At 38.6% G+C, this 18,802-nt stretch carries 13 protein-coding genes; 3 read left to right on the plus strand and 10 right to left on the minus strand.

What is annotated here, in order from left to right:
- Positions 1-9: 9 nt before the first annotated feature.
- From H4O18_RS16715 to H4O18_RS16735, 5 genes are all read right to left on the minus strand, one after another.
- Positions 10-645 (minus strand): peroxiredoxin, encoded by a 636-nt coding sequence (locus H4O18_RS16715; RefSeq protein ID WP_187586667.1) that lies wholly within the window; start codon positions 643-645, stop codon positions 10-12.
- A gap of 226 nt (positions 646-871) precedes the next feature.
- Positions 872-1,765, minus strand: coding sequence for a LysR family transcriptional regulator (locus tag H4O18_RS16720; RefSeq protein WP_072861161.1), 894 nt, complete (start codon positions 1,763-1,765; stop codon positions 872-874).
- 129 nt (positions 1,766-1,894) lie between these two features.
- Positions 1,895-2,326, minus strand: coding sequence for an META domain-containing protein (locus tag H4O18_RS16725; protein WP_072861160.1), 432 nt, complete (start codon positions 2,324-2,326; stop codon positions 1,895-1,897).
- A gap of 4 nt (positions 2,327-2,330) precedes the next feature.
- Entirely contained in the window at positions 2,331-2,954 is a 624-nt protein-coding gene (locus tag H4O18_RS16730; protein WP_187586669.1) for a Pr6Pr family membrane protein, read from the minus strand.
- Between the two features lie 125 nt (positions 2,955-3,079).
- A complete protein-coding gene (locus H4O18_RS16735) occupies positions 3,080-3,442 on the minus strand; it encodes a hypothetical protein (protein WP_072861158.1) in 363 nt (120 codons plus the stop codon).
- A 1,298-nt stretch (positions 3,443-4,740) separates the two neighbouring features.
- Between H4O18_RS16735 and H4O18_RS16740 the strand changes: the two genes are divergently transcribed.
- The 3 genes from H4O18_RS16740 to H4O18_RS16750 all read left to right on the plus strand — a co-directional run bounded on the left by H4O18_RS16740 (position 4,741) and on the right by H4O18_RS16750 (position 7,824).
- Positions 4,741-5,286 carry an RNA polymerase sigma factor gene (locus H4O18_RS16740; RefSeq protein WP_187586671.1) on the plus strand — a complete coding sequence of 182 codons (546 nt, stop codon included), beginning with the start codon at positions 4,741-4,743 and terminating at the stop codon, positions 5,284-5,286.
- Between the two features lie 5 nt (positions 5,287-5,291).
- A complete protein-coding gene (locus H4O18_RS16745; protein WP_187586673.1) occupies positions 5,292-6,560 on the plus strand; it encodes an outer membrane beta-barrel protein in 1,269 nt (422 codons plus the stop codon).
- A gap of 592 nt (positions 6,561-7,152) precedes the next feature.
- Positions 7,153-7,824 (plus strand): fibronectin type III domain-containing protein, encoded by a 672-nt coding sequence (locus tag H4O18_RS16750; protein ID WP_187586675.1) that lies wholly within the window; start codon positions 7,153-7,155, stop codon positions 7,822-7,824.
- A 75-nt stretch (positions 7,825-7,899) separates the two neighbouring features.
- On the opposite strand, the gene H4O18_RS16755 is transcribed toward H4O18_RS16750, so the two are convergent.
- From H4O18_RS16755 to H4O18_RS16775, 5 genes are all read right to left on the minus strand, one after another.
- The gene (locus H4O18_RS16755; RefSeq protein ID WP_072861155.1) at positions 7,900-8,577 is read right to left on the minus strand and encodes an ABC transporter ATP-binding protein; all 678 of its coding nucleotides are present in this window, start codon (positions 8,575-8,577) and stop codon (positions 7,900-7,902) included.
- A gap of 97 nt (positions 8,578-8,674) precedes the next feature.
- Positions 8,675-11,092 carry an ABC transporter permease gene (locus tag H4O18_RS16760; RefSeq protein ID WP_187586677.1) on the minus strand — a complete coding sequence of 806 codons (2,418 nt, stop codon included), beginning with the start codon at positions 11,090-11,092 and terminating at the stop codon, positions 8,675-8,677.
- Between the two features lie 25 nt (positions 11,093-11,117).
- Positions 11,118-13,601 (minus strand): ABC transporter permease, encoded by a 2,484-nt coding sequence (locus H4O18_RS16765; protein WP_072861153.1) that lies wholly within the window; start codon positions 13,599-13,601, stop codon positions 11,118-11,120.
- Between the two features lie 161 nt (positions 13,602-13,762).
- Complete coding sequence (locus tag H4O18_RS16770; protein WP_187586679.1) at positions 13,763-16,162, minus strand: ABC transporter permease; 2,400 nt, start codon at positions 16,160-16,162, stop codon at positions 13,763-13,765.
- A 215-nt stretch (positions 16,163-16,377) separates the two neighbouring features.
- Positions 16,378-18,753 (minus strand): ABC transporter permease, encoded by a 2,376-nt coding sequence (locus H4O18_RS16775; protein WP_187586681.1) that lies wholly within the window; start codon positions 18,751-18,753, stop codon positions 16,378-16,380.
- Between the last annotated feature and the right edge of the window lie 49 nt (positions 18,754-18,802).

The following is an 18,802-nucleotide window of genomic DNA, read 5'->3' on the forward strand; positions in this document are numbered from 1 at the left end:
AATTAGTAATTATTTATTGGGCTGGGGAGTATACCTCAAGTATGGCTTTATAACTCGATGACCTTTAGGATATTTGGCTTCTACATCTTCCTGCTTCACTCCTGGTGGAATAATTACATCCTGGCCATCTTCCCAATCCACTGGAGTGGCCACATTATGTTCCGCTGTAAGTTTTAGTGAGTCGACAACGCGGAGAATTTCGGAAAAGTTTCTTCCCGTAGAAGCGGGATACGTAATAATGGCCTGTACCTTTTTGTCGGGACTGATAAAATAAACAGATCTAACTGTGGCAGAAGTAGATGCGTTGGGATGTATCATATTATAAAGGGTTGCCACATTTTTGTCATTATCCGCTATAATAGGGAAATCCACATTGCAGTTTTGGGTTTCGTTGATGTCCTTTACCCAGCCATAATGTGAATCCAAGTCGTCAACACTAACAGCGAGTACCTTAGTCTTTCTTTTTGCAAAATCTTCCTTTAACTGGGCGGTCCTGCCAAGTTCTGTTGTACACACAGGGGTATAGTCTGCAGGGTGTGAATATAAAATTCCCCAACTATTGCCCAGCCATTGGTGAAAATCTATTTCACCTTCCGTCGTCCGCGCCTTAAAGTTTGGCGCATCGTCTCCAATTCTCAAACTCATATCTTTAATTTTTAAATTATACTATTAGGCAACTTCAAAATTAATGAAGCCTTTCAGATTCAAATTTACGAGGGTTTATTCCCAATAGCCAATTGCAAACATTAATTTATGATAACCTAAGGTTATGACGATTGTCGACCTTGATGAGTGGAAGTTATAATATAGTTTAATGTAATATTAGTGAAGAGATGCTTCTATCGATTCTCAATTCAATAACCAATGACAACTAAAAATTATGGTTTCTCCTTAAAAAATTCATTAGTAATAAGGACAACCCTCCTTCAGGACCTTGGGGCGTTATAAAATAAAATTGCCTATGGATCGGCAGTTTTTTAATCTCTATTATCTTTAAGACGCCGCTTTTAAGTTCTTTAAATATGGCATGTAAGGAAACGAATGCCATACAATCAGAGTGTTGTAGGTAGGATTTTATGGCTTCCGTGCTGCCCAATTGCATTTCTATTTTTAGGTCTCCAAGTCGGATTCCTTTTTGCTTTAAAGCATCGGCAATGACTTCCAAGGTCCCCGATCCGGGCTCCCGTAATAGCAAAGGAATGTTCTTCAGGTTTTCGGGTCTTATCTCTTCTTTGGTTGACATAGGATTTTTACTCCCGCAAACCAGTACGATCTCATCTTTTAAGAAAGGGGAATAGTGAATTTCACGCCTTTTGGATTTGCCCTCAACTACGCCAAGTTCTATGCTCTTATTTAGAAGGGCCATCTCAATTTGTTCCGAATTGCCACTGAACAGCTCTACCTTCACATCTTGGTGCATAGCATGGAACCGGGCCAATAATGGAGGTAATATGTACTGCGTAATGGATGTGCTGGAACCCACATGTAAAACCCCTTTGAACGCCTCGTTGAACTGGTTTAGATCAAACTCGATTTGCCTATAGATTTCTTGAATGTTTTCTGTATGTTTTAGAAGAACTTCTCCTGCCCTGGATAGTATTACCTTGTTTCCCCTTCGATCAAAAAGTGCCAGGTTAAATTGACTTTCCAACTCTTTTATATGTTTGGTCACAGCAGGTTGGGATATTAATAATTCCTCTGCGGCTTTGGTAAAATTTAGCCTTCTAGCGACCGTATGAAAAACCTTTAAACGAAAATCGAACATTTACAATATTACTCATATTTTTCAGTATGGAAAGTTGGAAAAATAAAAATCTGCTTATAAGAATAAAAATTACCAAGAGCTTTAGGTATTGAAAGCAGTAAATAACCCAGAAGATTTGAACGCAATGGTCTATTCTTTTATTTTTTTGAATCTCATCATGGGTATTTCTCCAATCATTAAATTTAGCCTACCCTCCTTGTCAAGGCTAAAGGCATTTATTTTTTTCATCATATTCAAAAACTGTGGTTCGCCATCACCACAATACATCATTGTGGAAGGACCAGGTTCGCCTATGGTGATACTATTACCATCAATTTTAAAATCGGCGGAATAACCGTTACAGCTGTTATTGCCCGTAATCTTCCCTGTGGTTTGGTTAAATGAAATTACCGGCTTCTTGTCCGGATATAGGCCATCAAAAGCAATCCGCGTTCCTGATATATACTCCAATTCCCATATGGAATTGTAAAGGTTATTATTACTCCCATTCTTAGTTGCGGTACATGAAACGATAACCACCATAAACAAAAGGGTTGAAACTAAAATGTAATTCTTTTTCATATAATTATTCTTTGATCAAGTTTTTACGAAATTTTCCAGTGATTATGAGCAATGTCATCATCAGGATGGATACACCCAAAATTATGCCAATATTAAACAGGGAACGTTCGAGGCCTATTTCAGGTATATTTAGAAATGGATAAGGATAGTAATTTGAAATATATCCTCTTGAAACTATGAACACAACATAGATCAATGGATATAGTAACCAGTTTAGAACTGATTTGGTCTTCAATTCAGTTGTTTTCGAATAGATGAACCAATATATTAACATGTAGATCGGGATAACCGTATGTAGTAATTCATCCACCACAAATTGTAAGCCGGTAGGGCTCCATATGTGTCTTAAACTAACCTGATATACCAAGCCTACAATTAATATAAATGTAGTTAAGGCAGTCATGGCTCCAGTGGACAGAATTAGGTTTAAAGGATTCTTCTTGGAATCTAAATATGACATTGTAAAGTATAGTGCGACCAATATATTGGTCAAAATGGTGAAAAAACTAAAAAAACGAATAATGGTTTCAAATAACCCCGCTTGCCTATTCATAATCAATAGGATAAATTGACCAAAAATTGCAAACCACCCCATTGTAAATCCTATGGTTTCAAGTTTTCTTTTCATTTACTTTGAATTAATTAACTAGACCAATGGCAATATACTTATTATAAAGAAATCCGAATATTAGAGAGATATTGAATGATGAAGTTTTAAGACTTGGTAAAAAAGCTATTTATTTCCTACGACGATTATTCCTTTGCTTTGGAAATTATCCGATTCTTCCAACCCATGATTGCGGAATGCCCTTTTAAATGGGCATCATGGGAATGATAGTATATATTCTTTTTCAAATCCAAAATAACCGGCCATTGTATGTTGTCCACTCCCTGCCCCAATACATTGACAATGGCCGTTTCAACAAACTTCGAGCATATTGGCCCCAATAATCTAATTTCATCATGATGACCTGGACCGGATAAACCAATATAATAATCAGCAGGTTTACCTGAAAAGGAGCATATGGGTATTTCGGGCATATCGGGCAAAGAATTTTCCACAAGTCCTCCGAAAGTTTCGCTATTTGAAAACAAGGTATTTCTGACACTTTTCATAAATCCAAATCTAGCCTCTTTTCTGTTTGGATAGAAGATTGCCCCATTTATTTTATCATCTGAATTATTAACTATTAAATAGGCTTGGGTTCAGATTATTACAGTTTTAATCAACACAACTTGTTTTTTACCTAATTTAATTCCATAAGCCGAGTATTGGCTGGCATCTGTTTATACCCTGAAAATATAGGTATTTGGGATTTACTGAACTTGTCCTTCCCAAACCGAGACACCCCAGATGGCGGCTGGCCGGCAAGTATTTCCATAAGGCTGTTGCAAGTTCAAAATAGGTCTCATAAATGATCAAAATACTTTGGTTTGTTAATTTTAATTCGGCTGAAGCAACCAAATCTAATGATTGACGTCTTCTACGAAGAATAATTAATCTTTAATGAGATTATGGGTAGCGACGATGTCAAACTAATTTTCGATTAATAAAAAATAATCCCAACGAACACCTAGGTATTGAATCAACTGTGGCATTATAATACAGAATAGGATTGCACGAATAGACTATAGTTCCATGGCTGAAAATCGTTCGTAGCGCGGTTAATGGTATAATGGCCCCATCACAAGGAATTTCCATCCTCCCCCAAAACTTAAAATGGAAATAATTTCAATTGTCAACTGGATCAATGTTATGTGGGCCTATGAGTCCTTTGGGCCTATTTGTGAAACAAAGTATTAAGCCATTCTTGAAGTCCGGATATTTTTTTCTATGTACATGTAGCGTTTTACCGCAACCTTTCGTATAGGGAATAATTTAGGTTAATGCCATGGTCCGTAGATCATTCGGGCAATTGGCGTTAAGGTATTTAAATTCAATCTAATAACTATGCGAAGGAATGGGCCATTTTGTTTAAAGCACTATTGATGCTGGGCCGTTAAAGGTAATTCTGTCCTTTTGGAATAGGGAAGACAAATTGATTTTAAATTTCGATCAAGATTAATATTAATAAATTTTTATTGGTATAAGAATAGTTCTTGCACCGCTTGAATCAAAATATAAAAAATAACAGCCGTTGCTTTAAAGGGTCATTTGATTTGAACCGGAACCCATTTATTTTAAGTATTCATTTTTGGATGGACCAAAGTTCAATAATGCCCCTATATATATTATTATAAAGCCATAACCATCATTTTAAATAATTCTAAGTATAAAGTGTGAACGGTTTTTTTAAAATATGGGAACCTGTTCATTCACAAAATAAAATTGCGGAGAAAAAGAACAATCAATGTGGCTACCGGTTTCAGGAAATTCTTTTTAATTCCCTTAACTGGTATAATTGTGAATAAGGTTGGGCAAGGACACTAAGGAGGAAGAGACGAAATTAATTTCTGGTTGTATTTCGAAAATAGGAAAAGATCAGGAACGTCTGTATAAGAAATATTACGGTTATGTCATGGCCATAGGAATGGCATATTGTACAAATAAGGATATAGCAAGAGAAGTGGTTGATGATACCTTTATTAAGATTTTTGATTCGATCGAATCCTTTGATCACAAACAATCGTTTAAAGGTTGGATAAGAAAAATTACCATTAATTGTGCCATAGATGAATTTAGAAGAAACAAAAAACATCTATATCATTTGGACGTATCCGATTGTTCCAGGGATTTGCCGGCAGTGGAATTATTGGACAACTTGGACATTGATGATATTTATCAATTATTGGGAGAACTTCCTGAAATGTTAAGGACGGTTTTTAATCTCTATGAAATCGAAGGATATGACCATAAGGAGATTTCTGAGTTAATGGGCATAGGCGAAAGTTCATCTAGGACTTATCTCGCAAGAGCTAAGGAGAGATTGAGGGGCTTGGTAACCAGACATTTTAAATAGTAAGGATGAAAGAACAATTTGACGAAGAATTAGCAAAGAAAGTAAGATACACAATACTTCACCATGTAGAAGTCTATGAGGATGGCGCATGGGAGCGTTTTTTAACCCGCAAGAAGAAAAGAAAGAACCGTATTCATTATTGGTGTATGACGGGAGTCGCCTCTTCTATGTTGTTACTGATTTCAATTGGCTGGATATTAATAAAAAACCCACATCATCCTGTAGATTTTCAATATCCCGTAACTATAAAGGACCTCACCCTACCCCATTCCAGAATATTGGAATCTACATCAGGCGAGGATAGTGTTGGAACTGGTATAAATCTCCTGAAAGAGAGCACCGAGATGGATAATATTAATGTAACTAAAGTTAGTGATTCTAAGCCAATGAATCTAGATGCTGAAGATGCATTGGCCCATATGAATAGTAGATATGTCGATTCTAACGGAAAAGTGAGAACAATAGTTGCCGTAACAAAGTCTGTAAAGATATTTGAGAACGCTTTGCCTATTCAAGTTGGAGACATTGATTTGTTCAATTTACCCTTTGACAATTATGATTGGATTACAGAGCAGTTTGCAACTCTCAAAAAGGATGTCGACTACAAAGTTACAAGTACTGTCCAAGGGGATGTTGAAATTGGATTCCAGGTGTCGCCAAGTTATGGTTCAAATAATGCCAATAGCCAGACCCTGACTTCCACCAACTTTGGGGCCGGGGTTGTTTTGAATGTGCCGATAAAATCCTCGGCATTTGCATTTAACACTGGCATCATATTTAATAATTTGCGACTTAAGAATGAAGAATCAATTCTTGCAACATCTGAAGCCTCAATGGAAGAGGATAAATACAATAAGGAAGAAACGAGTCTTAAGAATTTGGATATACCTATTAATATTATGTACAAGATCCCTAGTAAAAGAAACTTTATTTTTATTCAAGCAGGGATGTCGTCCTATTTAACGTTTAATGAAAATGCGGTAGCAACAAAAACGACCTTCCGTGAGGTAGAGGTATATCACGATGTTAATGGGACTGTGCAGAGTTACAGGGTTAAGGAAGAGATATCTTCAAAAAAAGAATCAGACTATAAAGGAAGTCGGTTACACCCCTTTGGTACAATTAATTTATCCATTGGTTATAAGGCTCCTTTATCGGATCGGGTAAAATATGAAATACAACCCTTTTATAAGTTACCGTTAAATTCTATATCCACTGATAATACCAAAGTTCCGATGGGCGGTATAGCCTTAAAAGTTTCCCTAAATCCATGATTGTATTCTGGAAAATCAGTACTTATAAATAAAATGATATGGAAATATAGCTGTGAGTCGGACATTTGGATACATGTAGGTAATTCTGACAGCATAGTTTTCTAGAGCCTTTAAATATATTTTATTGATTGAACTATGTTGGATGGGTTTAGTTAAGAACAGGTATTCATTATCATTGGAATAAATTGTCTTTAAGTCCACTGGAATAATGTGAATGAGTACACGAAATAAGACATAGGTTGGAAAATCACTAGAATTTGAATTAGTTGTTGTTTTTATTTATCAAAAGTCTCTATTGTTCTTGATAGGGGCTTTTTTTTGTATCCTCAGTTAATCCAAGTTATTGCATTTGTCATCCATATTAAATAGTGCGTTGAAATATCATATCTCTTGACATTTAGTATGATATATTGTTCGTCGGAAAAACAAAGTTTATGAGCCACCTTGTCCAATGTCTTTTATTGAACTTGGCCATATTTAGGATCGATTTTTCATTCTTGTTTGGATTATTTAAAAAAAAAAATTAAAAGCATGTAGCGTTTAGTAAAGCTTCAACGTAATGGGGTTATTAACATTAAAAAACAAAAATTACATGAAAAACAAGATTAAATTCCCATTGTATTACTTTTTAATTAGTATGGCTTTAGCCCCAGTTTTGACAACGTCTTGTAGTAAGGATGACGACAATGATTCGGATTCAAAAGTAGCGGCCCCTACCCTAAGCAATGCCAGTGAACTTATGGCTACTTCGTTTAAAGCATCCTGGTCGAAAGTGGATTTGGCGGATAGTTACCTCATTGAAGTTTCCACCAAAGCTGATTTTAGTACTTCGGTTACGGGTTACAATAAAAAATCGGTTACCACCAACAGTACCACAATCAGTGGATTAGAAGGGGAAACCAAATATTATTTCAGGGTCTACGCAAAAGATGGCGGTGACGTGTCAAAAGCATCTGCAGCTAAAGATGCTACGACCACTAAACTAATAGCAGGACCAGTGCTAAAGGATGCAACTGATATTCAGAATACATCATTCAAAATTGAGTGGAGTGCAATAACCGGAGCAGATAAGTACCTGGTAGAAGTTTCCACCAAATCGGATTTTAGCTCTACCGTTGCCGGTTTTAATAAGAAGGAGGTAAGTGAATTATCCGCAGCCGTAAGCGGTTTGACAACCAAAACCAAGTATTACGTTAGGGTTTATACCAAAAAAGGTACAGATGTATCCAAACCATCGCCGGTCAAGGAAATTACAACAAGTTGATTGTGATAAAGTGTTTTTAATAGAGGCTACCCTAAAAAGGTAGCCTTTTTTGTAATTAAGTAGTATCTAACTGCACTAGCCATTCAATGCATTGATTTGTCGACCATCCAATAGATTGATGGTTCGTGAACCGTACGTAGCATTCTTTTCTGAGTGGGTAACTTGAATTATGGTAACCCCTTCATTATTCAATTGCTTGAAAAGTTCCATAATCTCCTCGCCCTGTTTGGAGTTTAAGTTTCCGGTAGGCTCGTCGGCCAAAATAAGTTTCGGAGATGAAATTAATGCCCGCGCAATGCCAACCAATTGTTGTTGTCCACCACTCAGCTGTGAAGGAAAAAGATCTTTTTTTCCAACTATATTAAAACGATCCAAGGTATCAGCCACCAAGGATTTCCGTTCAGAGCTGCCGACTTTCTTATACAACAAGGGCATTTCCAGATTTTCCTTTACCGTTAGGTCATCCAACAAGTGGTAGGATTGAAATACAAAGCCAATATATTGTTTGTACAAATTGGCTCGATTCTTTTCTTTTAAGGTGTGAACTGGCTCGTTCAAAAAACTGTATTCCCCTTCGTCAAAATTATCCAGCATGCCAATAACATTGAGCAGCGTTGATTTACCGGAGCCTGAGGGACCCATAACCGAAATAAACTCCCCTTCTGCCACAGTGAGGTTTATATCCTTTAACAAGAAGATACGTTGCCCGCCTGAGTTTACCCATTTAAAAATGTTGTTAAGTTGTAATAGCATAATTATTGTTTTTCATTTGCTCGAACGGAGTCGAGTTATTATTCCTATGTCGTCCTGGTTTTCGATAACGGCCGCAATAAAAGGTTAGATTTATTTTTCACTCCGTTCTTAAACTTTTAAGAGGTTTGATCAATGCTGCCCCTATAGACTGGTAGCTAATTGTCGCTACAGCAACAGCCATAGCAATCATACCTGCACTCAGGAATATTTCCCATCCAATATCCACCTTATAGGCAAAATCCTCCAACCATCGGTTCATCATATACCATCCTATAGGTATCGCAATAAGTATGGCAATAACAATCAACTTCAAAAAATCCAAGGTCAACAGTTTATAAATACTTTCAAAGGGAGCTCCTAAAACCAACCGAATACTTATTTCCTTTTTTCTTTGTTCCACCATAAAGGCGGACAGTGCAAACAGCCCTAAACATGCCACTAAAATAGCAAACAGGGCAAAGCTGTTGAATATTTTCCCCATACGTTGCACATCCTCGTGCATTTGGGTAAATTTCTGATCTAAAAAGGAATAAGCAAAGGCTTGGTTGGGTACATTTTTGTTCCAAATTGCTTCAATGGCTGCCAAGCCCCCCCCAATATTATCCGACTTAAGTTTTACCGAAATTGCACCGAGGTCATTGTTTGCAACAACTAAGGTAAGAGCGCTTATATCTTCCTTCAAGGATTTAAAATGGAAATCCTGTACCACCCCTACAATGGTCCAGTCCCTTCCATTGTTAATGTACTTTCCAATAGGGTTCTCATAACCGAGATCCTGGGCCATTTTCGCATTAATAATCATCGAATTAATGGAGTCGGAAGCAATTTGCCTGGAAAAATCCCTACCCTCCTTCACCTTTACCCCCAGTGTTTTTATGTAATCATAATCCACTCGCCAAACTTGCGCAGGTATCCCTCGATCTTCAATCCCCTCCCCCACTTTTTTAAAAGTATTGCCATTCCTTTTGGCGCCATCGATCGGCAAATAATCACTTTTTGTTACAGCTTGTACTTGAGGAAGCTGTAACAATTGTGCCTTGAAGCTTTCCGATTTATTTCCCAAAATATTGGCCCCTTCCAAAATCACAACCTGATCTTTGTCGTAACCCAGTTCTTTATGTAGGATATAGTTCATTTGCTTGTAAATGATCAATGTTCCGATAATCAGGATAACCGATGCAGCAAACTGAAACACGACCAAACCGCTTCTAAGATTTCCGCTCTTACTGCCGACACTAAGGCTCCCTTTTAGAACATTAACAGGTCTAAAGGAAGAAAGATAAAATGCAGGGTACATTCCTGCTATAATTCCAATAAATAGGGCCGAGGATGCCATAAGCGGTACAAACCACCAAACCTCCCAGGGAAATAAAATGGACTTTGCTGCAATTTCATTAAAGGTGGGTAGCAAGACCCAGGCTAACATCAGCCCCAATAAAAAGGAGATTAGACTGTACAGTACCGATTCGGTAAGAAATTGTGCAACCAAGTTACTTTTGTAAGCCCCAACAGTTTTACGCATTCCTACTTCCTTTGCCCTATTGGCCGATTTGGCGGTTGAAAGGTTAATGAAATTGATACAGGCCAATAATAAAATAAACCCTGCTATGGCTCCAAAAAGCCAAACAAACCGAATATCACCATGTTTTAGACCATCCCCCATGGCAAGATCTGATCGTAAATGTATATCGGCAATGGGTTGCAACTTGTATTCAACAGTTTTTAGGACTTGGATAAAAGCTGGGTCACGTCCATACGCCAATTGGGCCGGGATGATGTAGTTTTCCATTATGGAAAACATTTTTTTCTCCAAGGCTGGAATACTGGCATTTTCGTCTACGAGAACATAGGTGAAATAATTCTGATTGGTCCAGCTCATATTCGTATCCTCTATGGGTAACAAAAAATTAAACTGGAGATGGGATTTTTTGGGAAAATCTGGCATAACGCCGGTAATCGTATAAGGTCTTGAGGTGTTGTTATCCAATACAATAGACTTGCCCAGGGCATTCCCTTCAGGGAAATATTTATCTGCCTTGGATTTGGTAATTACAATATTGCCAGGTTGTAACAAGGCCTCCTTGGTATTTCCCTGTACCAAGGTTATCTCAAGAATTTCAAAGATGTTCTGGTTGGCAAATACAAACCCGTCCTCAAAATTGTTCTGGGATTCACCCGTTAATCGCAGACCACGTTTCCCAGCGCCAAAGAGCTCGCTCATATTTATTTTTCCAGCCTTTTCTATCTCCGGAAAATCGGATTGTAGGGCATCCGCAAAAGGCAATTGAAAATGGACGCTCTTTTTAATTTCACCATCCATAAAACCCTGCAAAACAACCCGATAAATACGGTCCTTGTTTTCGTATTGCTGGTCATAGCTGAGTTCATCTTTAATGAATAATGCAATCAACAGACATGCCGCAATGCCCACGGCAAAACCACCGACCTTAATAAAGGTGAAGAGCTTATCAGTCTTAATGCTTCGCCAAGCAATTTTTAGATAATTTTTTATCATTATTGTTGATTTTATTGATTGATGATTATTCGTTTCTCAACGATTCTGCCGGGTTGACCATTGCCGTTTTAAACGATTGGGAGAGGATTGACAATGCTGCTACCAGTAGTACTACAATGAGTGGCACTACGAACATCCAAATACTTAGGTCAATTTTGAAGGCGTATTTTTCCAACCATTTTTGGGTCACAAAATAGATGATCGGTAGTGCTATTGCCCCCGACAGCAGCACCAGGCTAAGCAATTTACTTGGAATTATAGCCAAGGCCTGTCCCACCGTGGCGCCCATAACTTTCCGAACACTTATCTCCTTGGTCTTTTGCATAGCCATATGCGAACCCAGACCGAATAGACCTAAAGCAGCAATAAAAATTGCCAACAATGAAAACACCAAACAGATGATCCCAAATTTCGATTCGGCCTGGTACTGCCGGTTAAAATAGTCGTCCATAAAAAAGGAGTTGTACAAATCGTTTGGAAAAAACTCTTTGAATTTGGACTCTATTTGGCCCGTGGTTTCACGAATATTACCAGCGGCTATATTTACAGTTACGAACGAGACCCCGTAGCCCATGAGATTCATAAAGACAATTGGGTCGTACCCTTTTTGAAGTGATTGTTGATGATGGTCTTCCACTACTCCGATTATGTCAGCTGTTCTATCAATAGGGCCATACTTAAAAATCATCTTTTTGTTGATAGCCGCTTCAGGTTCTGAAAACCCTAATATTCTTGCCGCCGAACGGTTGATCAGGACCCTATGACCGGACGGAACGGGACCTTCCCTTGTATACAATGAACTAGTATCTTCCTTCACAAAATCTCTTCCTGCCAAGAGGTCGATGTCGTAGGTCTTCATAAAATCTTGATCTATAATTACGAAATTGGCACTGACCCCCAATTCTCTTGGTTTATGCACCTGTCTTATGGTATTCCCTTGTACAATTGGTTTTCCTGGTATTTCATCGGACAAGGCAACACTATTGATTCTTGGGTTTTGAACCAATTCCATTTTAAAAGATTCCACTTTCAGTTGGGTGGTTGAATCAGCATAAGTTGGTGCTGCAAAGACAAGATTTTGTTCAGCATTGAAACCAAGGTCCTGGTTCTGCATGTATGAAAATTGGTTATAAACAATGTAGGTTCCCGCAATAAGGGCTATTGAAATGGCAAATTGAGAAACTACCATAGCCTTTTGTAGTGTATTCCCTTTTGTTGTTTTATGGAACTTTCCCCGAAGAACTTCAATGGGTACAAATCCGGACAATACAAAGGCTGGATATAGACCTGCTAAAACTCCCCCGATAAGAAATATACCTATCATGGCCCACCAGACTTGCCATTCACCCCACATCTCAAAGCTTAAAACCTCTATTCCGACCAATGAATTAAAAGAGGGAATCAACAAATTAATAAATACAAATGCTATGATAACTGCAAAAAAATTAATGAGGAGCGATTCAAATAGAAATTGATGTATAAGCACTGATCTAGGGGCGCCAACCACCTTTTTGATCCCGACTTCTTTGGCTCTCTCCATCGATTTGGCAGTAGATAGGTTGATGAAATTAATCATAGCAATGGCAATGATAAAACCCGCTACGATCAATAAAAAGTACAAGGTACCTTCGCTGTTATTGGCAGAAATCTCTTTTAATAAATGAGATTTTAAATGAATGTCCTTAACTGGTTGTAATGCCATTTTTGCTTCAAAACCGTGCTCAATCATAATATCCCCCAAATATTTTTTTACGAATTCCGGAAACTTGGCTTCAACGGTCTTCTGACTTGTTCCCGGTTTTAGTTTAATGTAATTGTAAAATTCCGGCCATACCCAACTGTTGGCATGATCGCCATTTGGGCCGAAGATGTTATAGGAAACAATCATACCCATAGGTAAGTGCGTATTGTCCGGTCGTTCTTTAAAGACACCGGTTACCTTTAATTTAAAATTATCATTGACCTCTATCATTTTTTCAATAGGGTCTTCATTCCCGAAAAAGCGATGGGCTATTTTCTCGCTCAGTATGACGGAGATAGGTTCATTGAGTGCTGTTGCGGCATCACCTTGAATGAATTGTAAATCGAAAAGATCGATAATAGAATTATCGGCAAAATAAATATGATCATCATTGGCATCAGATTTTATTTCGTCACCAAAGGTATTGGTATATGAAATATTCATGGTACCAGAAAACGCCATCGGCTTATCGGCGATACGCGTATAACTTTCAACTTCCGGAAAATCCGATAGCATGGCCCGGCCCGTCATAGGGTGATTTGTCGCTGAAGTAACAAAACCATTGTCGCCCAAGTTTGTAGTAAGGGTAACCCTATACAGGTCATCAACATCAGGAATAAAGGTATCATAGCTTTTTTCGAATGTGATGTATTGTGTCAACAGGATAAATGCCGTTATTCCAATTGCTAGCCCTAAGACATTGATGCCAGTAAACAGTTTGTTCCTTAAAAAGAATCGTAAGGCAATTTTTAGATGATTTTTTAGCATGATTCCTGTTTTTAGTCCTCCCTTTAGTCCCGCCGTAGACGGGGAAACAGTTCGGTTTTTGATTTAAATTTTAATGTCTTCGTATCAATTGCACATCATTGGATATTCTTAGATATAGGATAATCTTTACTGCTACTGCCATCGCTCTACTGATTACTTAATTATTCCGTTCTCAAACTTTTTACCGGGTTGGCATTAGCCGCTTTAATGGCCTGAAAACTCACGGTTAATATTGTAATCGCCAACGATCCAATAACGGCAAAAGCGAAGATCCACCACTCCAAGATTACATGGTATGGATAGTCTTGCAGCCAACCGTTCATAACGTAGTATGAAATAGGTATGGCTATAAAACAAGAAATGATTACCAGTTTTAAAAAATCTTTGGAAAGCATGTTCCACACGTTGAATACTGTGGCTCCTAGAACCTTCCGGACCCCAATTTCCTTGGTACGCTGTTCCGCAACAAATGATGTGAGTCCGAATAGGCCAAGACAACTTATTAATATGGCCAAGGCCGTAAAAATTCCAGATAAGGTTCCAATGCGTTCTTCAGCAGCAAATTTTTCGCCATATTCATCATCCACAAAATCATATTGAAAAGGAAGACTAGGAAAATGTTCTTTAAACACATTTTCAATAATCGCCATGTTCTGACTTGCACTTTGATTTGGATTCAATCTTAAATTGTAGAAACTGGAATTGCCGTGTTTATCAAAAACATAAACACCCTGCTTAACAGGTTCATATGGCGATTGCGTAATCATGTCTTCTACAACACCAATAATTTTTAAGGGCGGACCCGGATCTTCTTCATCATCATCTTTCAAAAACTTGCCAACTGGATCCTTGATGCCCATGTATTTTACTGCAGTCCGATTGATCAATACCGCGTTTGAATCGGTAGCGAACTCCCTCGAAAAATCTCGACCATCAACAATTTTCATACCCAAAGACTTAACGTATTCCGGAGTTACTTCGGTCCATGCCAAATCTTCTTGAAAACCTTCGGGCTTCCCCTCCCAATCAAATCCACTGCGGTTGGACCAAATCTGTGTGGTTGGACTGCTGGAAGCCGACATTTCGATTACCGCACCTGAATTTAAAAATTCGCTTCGCATTAAATCATATTTACCTTCAAAATCTTGACTGAAGGTAGGTATCTGAACAAGGCCAGCTTTATCATACCCCACGGGTCGGTTTTTGGCATAATTGATCTGCTGCATTACTATGACGGTTCCAATAATAAAGGCCACGGAAACAGTAAACTGCAGTACGACCAAAATTTTTCTGGGCAAGCCGGCATATTTTCCGGATGTGAAGGTTCCTTTTAATACATCCACTGGTCTAAAAGAAGACAGATAAAGTGCCGGATAGCTACCTGCCACTAAAGCAGTAATCGTTATAAACACCAATAATACAACCCAAAAATTAGTGCTGTTCCAAGGGAACGAAATTTCCTTCTTGGATAAATCATTGAATCCGTTCATGGACAATAAGACTATTATCACGGCAATAATAAACGCAAACAATACCACTAAGAAAGATTCACTCAAAAACTGGTTGATCAATTGATTTCTTTGTGAGCCAATGGATTTTCGAATCCCCACTTCCTTGGCCCTTTTTTCGGACCTAGCCGTACTAAGGTTCATGAAATTTATACATGCCAATAGCAATACAAAAGCCCCAATTATTCCGAATAACCACACATATTTTATGCGCCCACCAACTTGCTCCCCGTTTTCGAAATTGCCTCGTAGGTACCAATCTTTCATTGGAAAGAGAAATATTTTTGGATTGAATTCCGCCGTATCCTCGTTTGCATTTTTTTTCACATTCAGAATGGCCTCGGTAACTTTTTCCATTGTAGAATTGTCAGCAATCTGGACGAACATCTGAAAGGAGTTATTTCCCCATTGATCTTCAGCATTCTTCATCCATTCTTGGGTCGCGATCATTTTGTCCCACGGCATTAGGAATTCGACATCATTAAATGAATTATTAAAAGGAATATCCTCATATACCGCAGTCACCATTACATCGTATTGATTGTTTACTTTTAAGGTTTTACCAATAGGATCCTCATTACCAAAAAGTGCATGGGAGACGGATTCGGACAGCATTACGGAATTTAGTTCTCGCAAACCATCTTTCTCCCCTTTTATAATTTTTAAATCCAACATTTCAGGAGCTTCCCGCTGCATAAAATTTCCTGTTTTGGAAAGACTTTTCTCTTTGTATCGCAGATATCTGGAAATGTTCCAAGAAGACATCACCAAATGCTTAAAGTTATCTGCATAACCGTCTCGTAACACTTTTTCCAAGGGTCGGGGTATCGCAGGGCCTGTACCGGTTTCTTGGTTAAATGTTTGTGATTGGAACACTTGGGCAATACTGTCTTTGTTTTTAAAATAGCTGTTATGACTAAGTTCATCTTGGATCCATAGACCAATTATGAGCGTTACCGCCATTCCCAAGGCAAGCCCGCCAACATTTATTGCGGAATAGCCCTTATTTTTCCATAGGTTCCTCCAAGCTATTTTTAAATAGTTCTTAAACATGATTTGCGTTTTTGATTTGATTGATGATATGTGTTTTCAACTTTTAGTTGTTCACTTTCGACTATATACAACTTATTTTTACTATCAACTGCGAACTGATCGAACCACCCTTTCCATTTTCTGCCCTCTATGCCACCTTCCCCACACTCAATACCGTTGGCCAAATTCGTTCGCCTTGTTCACTGTTCACTGGCTACTAACAACCGTTTCCTTTTTCACTCCGTTCGTAAACTTTTTACCGGGTTAACAATGGCCGCTTTTATGGTATGAAAACTGACCGTAAATAACGCCACCGCTATTACCATAGCTCCCACCCCCAAAAATATGAGTGGATCGATGGATATACGATATTCATAATTCTCGATCCACATCTGCATGATATACCAGGCCAAGGGGACTGCAATTAAAAGACTGAGCAATACCAGTTTTACAAAGTGAATTGATATCATACCAACAATACTCTTCACCGATGCCCCCATAACTTTTCGTATCCCTATTTCCTTGGTTCTCAACTCTATGACCATTAATGATATGGCGAAAAGGCCTAAACAGGAAAGGAATATGGCTATGGCCGATGCAGTACTAAATACTGTGGTCATAACTATTTCGCCCTCGTACCAGGCCTGTAGATTCTCATCCAAAAAGGAAGCGTTGAAGAGGGCATTATCCGTAAGCTTTTCCCAAACTAATGCGATATGTTCCATCACCAACTGTGGATTATCCGATTTAACCTTTAGGAAAATATAATTTATACGTTCCGTTGCGGATAGATGAATGGCAATTGGATATGACTTATCGGACGGAGAATAGGCATTAAAATCTGGTATTACTCCTATAATTCTATTCCCCAATCCTGCTTCTTCCCCTCCAAAATATTTACCAATAGGATCAGGTTCTCCCATAGCCTTTACAAAGCTTTCGGTAACCACAAACGCATTTATTGTATCCGTAGCAAAGGCAGGATCAAAATCCCTTCCCTTAATAATTGGAATTTGTAAAGTCTTTAAAAAATCATAATCCGCCAAGAGCCAATCGGCCGAAACCTGGTTTTGTTTATAATCGAACCCTACAACCGACCTGACAGTAACCTTGTCCAAGCCCCTTCCTAAATTACCACCTGTCCCGGTAATGGAAACAATATTGGGATCGTTTTGAAGTTCGTTCCGCATACGCACCAATATTTTTCTACCATCTTGTTGGAAACCTACAGGAATACTTATAACCTGCTCCTTTTCAAAACCTATAGGTACTTCCCTTAAAAAATCCAGTTGTTGGCCTGCTATCCAACTTATGCAGATTAACAGGCTGGAAATGGCAAACTGACTTACCAACAAGCTATTGCGAAGCGCTCCTGGTCTCTTGGTGGAGATCTTACCCTTTAAGACGCCAACCAAACTAAAGTTGGCCATTTTTAAGGCTGGGTATCCCCCAGCAATCAGGGTTACCAGTAAAAAGACGCCTGTCATAATTGCCAAAAAGGTGGGCTGGAATAGCGCTGAAATTTCAATACCACCTCCAAATTGAGCATTAAAGACGGGTATCAATTGGGAAGCTAGGCCCAATCCCAACATAAAACCAACAAAATAGAGCAGCAATGCTTCTCCCCATAACTGCATAAAAAGTTGCCCCTTATAGGCCCCTAGAGTCTTCCTTACTCCCAGCTCACGGCTTCTTTTAAAAGAATTGGCCATGTTAAGGTTTACAAAATTAAAACAGGCAATCAATAGAATAAAGGCCCCCAAAGACATAAGTGCATATACCAATAGCTTGGAAGAACTCCTTTCCCCTGAAAAATGAATATCATTTATATTGGTGAGGTTTATGCTCAATAGTTCGGAGGATTTCTTAACATCCGACCGACCCGACCTTAGTTGGGCTAATTGATCGGGATAGTATTTTTCCACAAAAGGTTCCAGTTTCATAGCAACTTTTTGCAGATCACTATTTTTGGAGATTTTAACAAAAACACTGGATCCATTCGAGCCCCAATTATTTTGAAGTTGTGCATAATTGGGAAGTGATTGGATGCGGGCTACCGCATCAAAACGAATACTGGAATTATTTGGACAGTCTTTGACCACAGCCGTTACGGTGTAGTATTCCACGTCTTCGCCTCTGCCTATTTTTAGCTCCTTCCCTATGGGATCCGATTCCCCAAAAATGGCCTTGGCCGTAGTTTCGCTTAAAGCTATGTCTTGAATACCGGAAAGTGCCATGCTACCATTACCAATAAGTACCGGAAAATTGAACATATCAAAAAAATTGGGATCAGTCCTAACAACCACCCGTTCAATATTTTTTTCCTCGTATGAGAAATTTTCAGGCATCCCCATATTTACCACTATAGCAGCCTCCACTTCCGGAATATCGGTCCTTAAAGCAGCAGCGGCAGGCAATGGCATCTGGGAACTCATTTCAGTACCCTGGGCACTGTTTATAAGGCGGGAAGTTCTAAACAGCTGGGGCTTATCCCTGTGGAAAGAATCAAAACTCAGATGAAAATAGGCCGTCAAAAATAAAAGGATACAAATGGAAAAAGCGATGGCCAAGCCAAAAATATGAATGGCGGAATGCAATTTATTTCTCCGCATATTTCGCCAAGCGATTTTAAAATAATTCCTAAACATGATCTTCGTTTTG

Origin of the sequence: Arenibacter arenosicollis (assembly GCF_014397245.1) — a bacterium.
Classification (GTDB): Bacteria; Bacteroidota; Bacteroidia; order Flavobacteriales; family Flavobacteriaceae; genus Arenibacter; species Arenibacter arenosicollis.

What these genes read in the sequence shown, in the direction of transcription:
- H4O18_RS16755 (WP_072861155.1), bottom strand. Translation starts at nt 8,577, where the DNA reads ATGCTATTACAACTTAACAACATTTTTAAATGGGTAAACTCAGGCGGG.
- H4O18_RS16760 (WP_187586677.1), bottom strand. Translation starts at nt 11,092, where the DNA reads ATGATAAAAAATTATCTAAAAATTGCTTGGCGAAGCATTAAGACTGAT.
- H4O18_RS16770 (WP_187586679.1), bottom strand. Translation starts at nt 16,162, where the DNA reads ATGTTTAAGAACTATTTAAAAATAGCTTGGAGGAACCTATGGAAAAAT.
- H4O18_RS16750 (WP_187586675.1), top strand. Translation starts at nt 7,153, where the DNA reads ATGAAAAACAAGATTAAATTCCCATTGTATTACTTTTTAATTAGTATG.
- H4O18_RS16720 (WP_072861161.1), bottom strand. Translation starts at nt 1,765, where the DNA reads ATGTTCGATTTTCGTTTAAAGGTTTTTCATACGGTCGCTAGAAGGCTA.
- H4O18_RS16715 (WP_187586667.1), bottom strand. Translation starts at nt 645, where the DNA reads ATGAGTTTGAGAATTGGAGACGATGCGCCAAACTTTAAGGCGCGGACG.
- H4O18_RS16775 (WP_187586681.1), bottom strand. Translation starts at nt 18,753, where the DNA reads ATGCGGAGAAATAAATTGCATTCCGCCATTCATATTTTTGGCTTGGCC.
- H4O18_RS16745 (WP_187586673.1), top strand. Translation starts at nt 5,292, where the DNA reads ATGAAAGAACAATTTGACGAAGAATTAGCAAAGAAAGTAAGATACACA.
- H4O18_RS16730 (WP_187586669.1), bottom strand. Translation starts at nt 2,954, where the DNA reads ATGAAAAGAAAACTTGAAACCATAGGATTTACAATGGGGTGGTTTGCA.
- H4O18_RS16735 (WP_072861158.1), bottom strand. Translation starts at nt 3,442, where the DNA reads ATGAAAAGTGTCAGAAATACCTTGTTTTCAAATAGCGAAACTTTCGGA.
- H4O18_RS16765 (WP_072861153.1), bottom strand. Translation starts at nt 13,601, where the DNA reads ATGCTAAAAAATCATCTAAAAATTGCCTTACGATTCTTTTTAAGGAAC.
- H4O18_RS16725 (WP_072861160.1), bottom strand. Translation starts at nt 2,326, where the DNA reads ATGAAAAAGAATTACATTTTAGTTTCAACCCTTTTGTTTATGGTGGTT.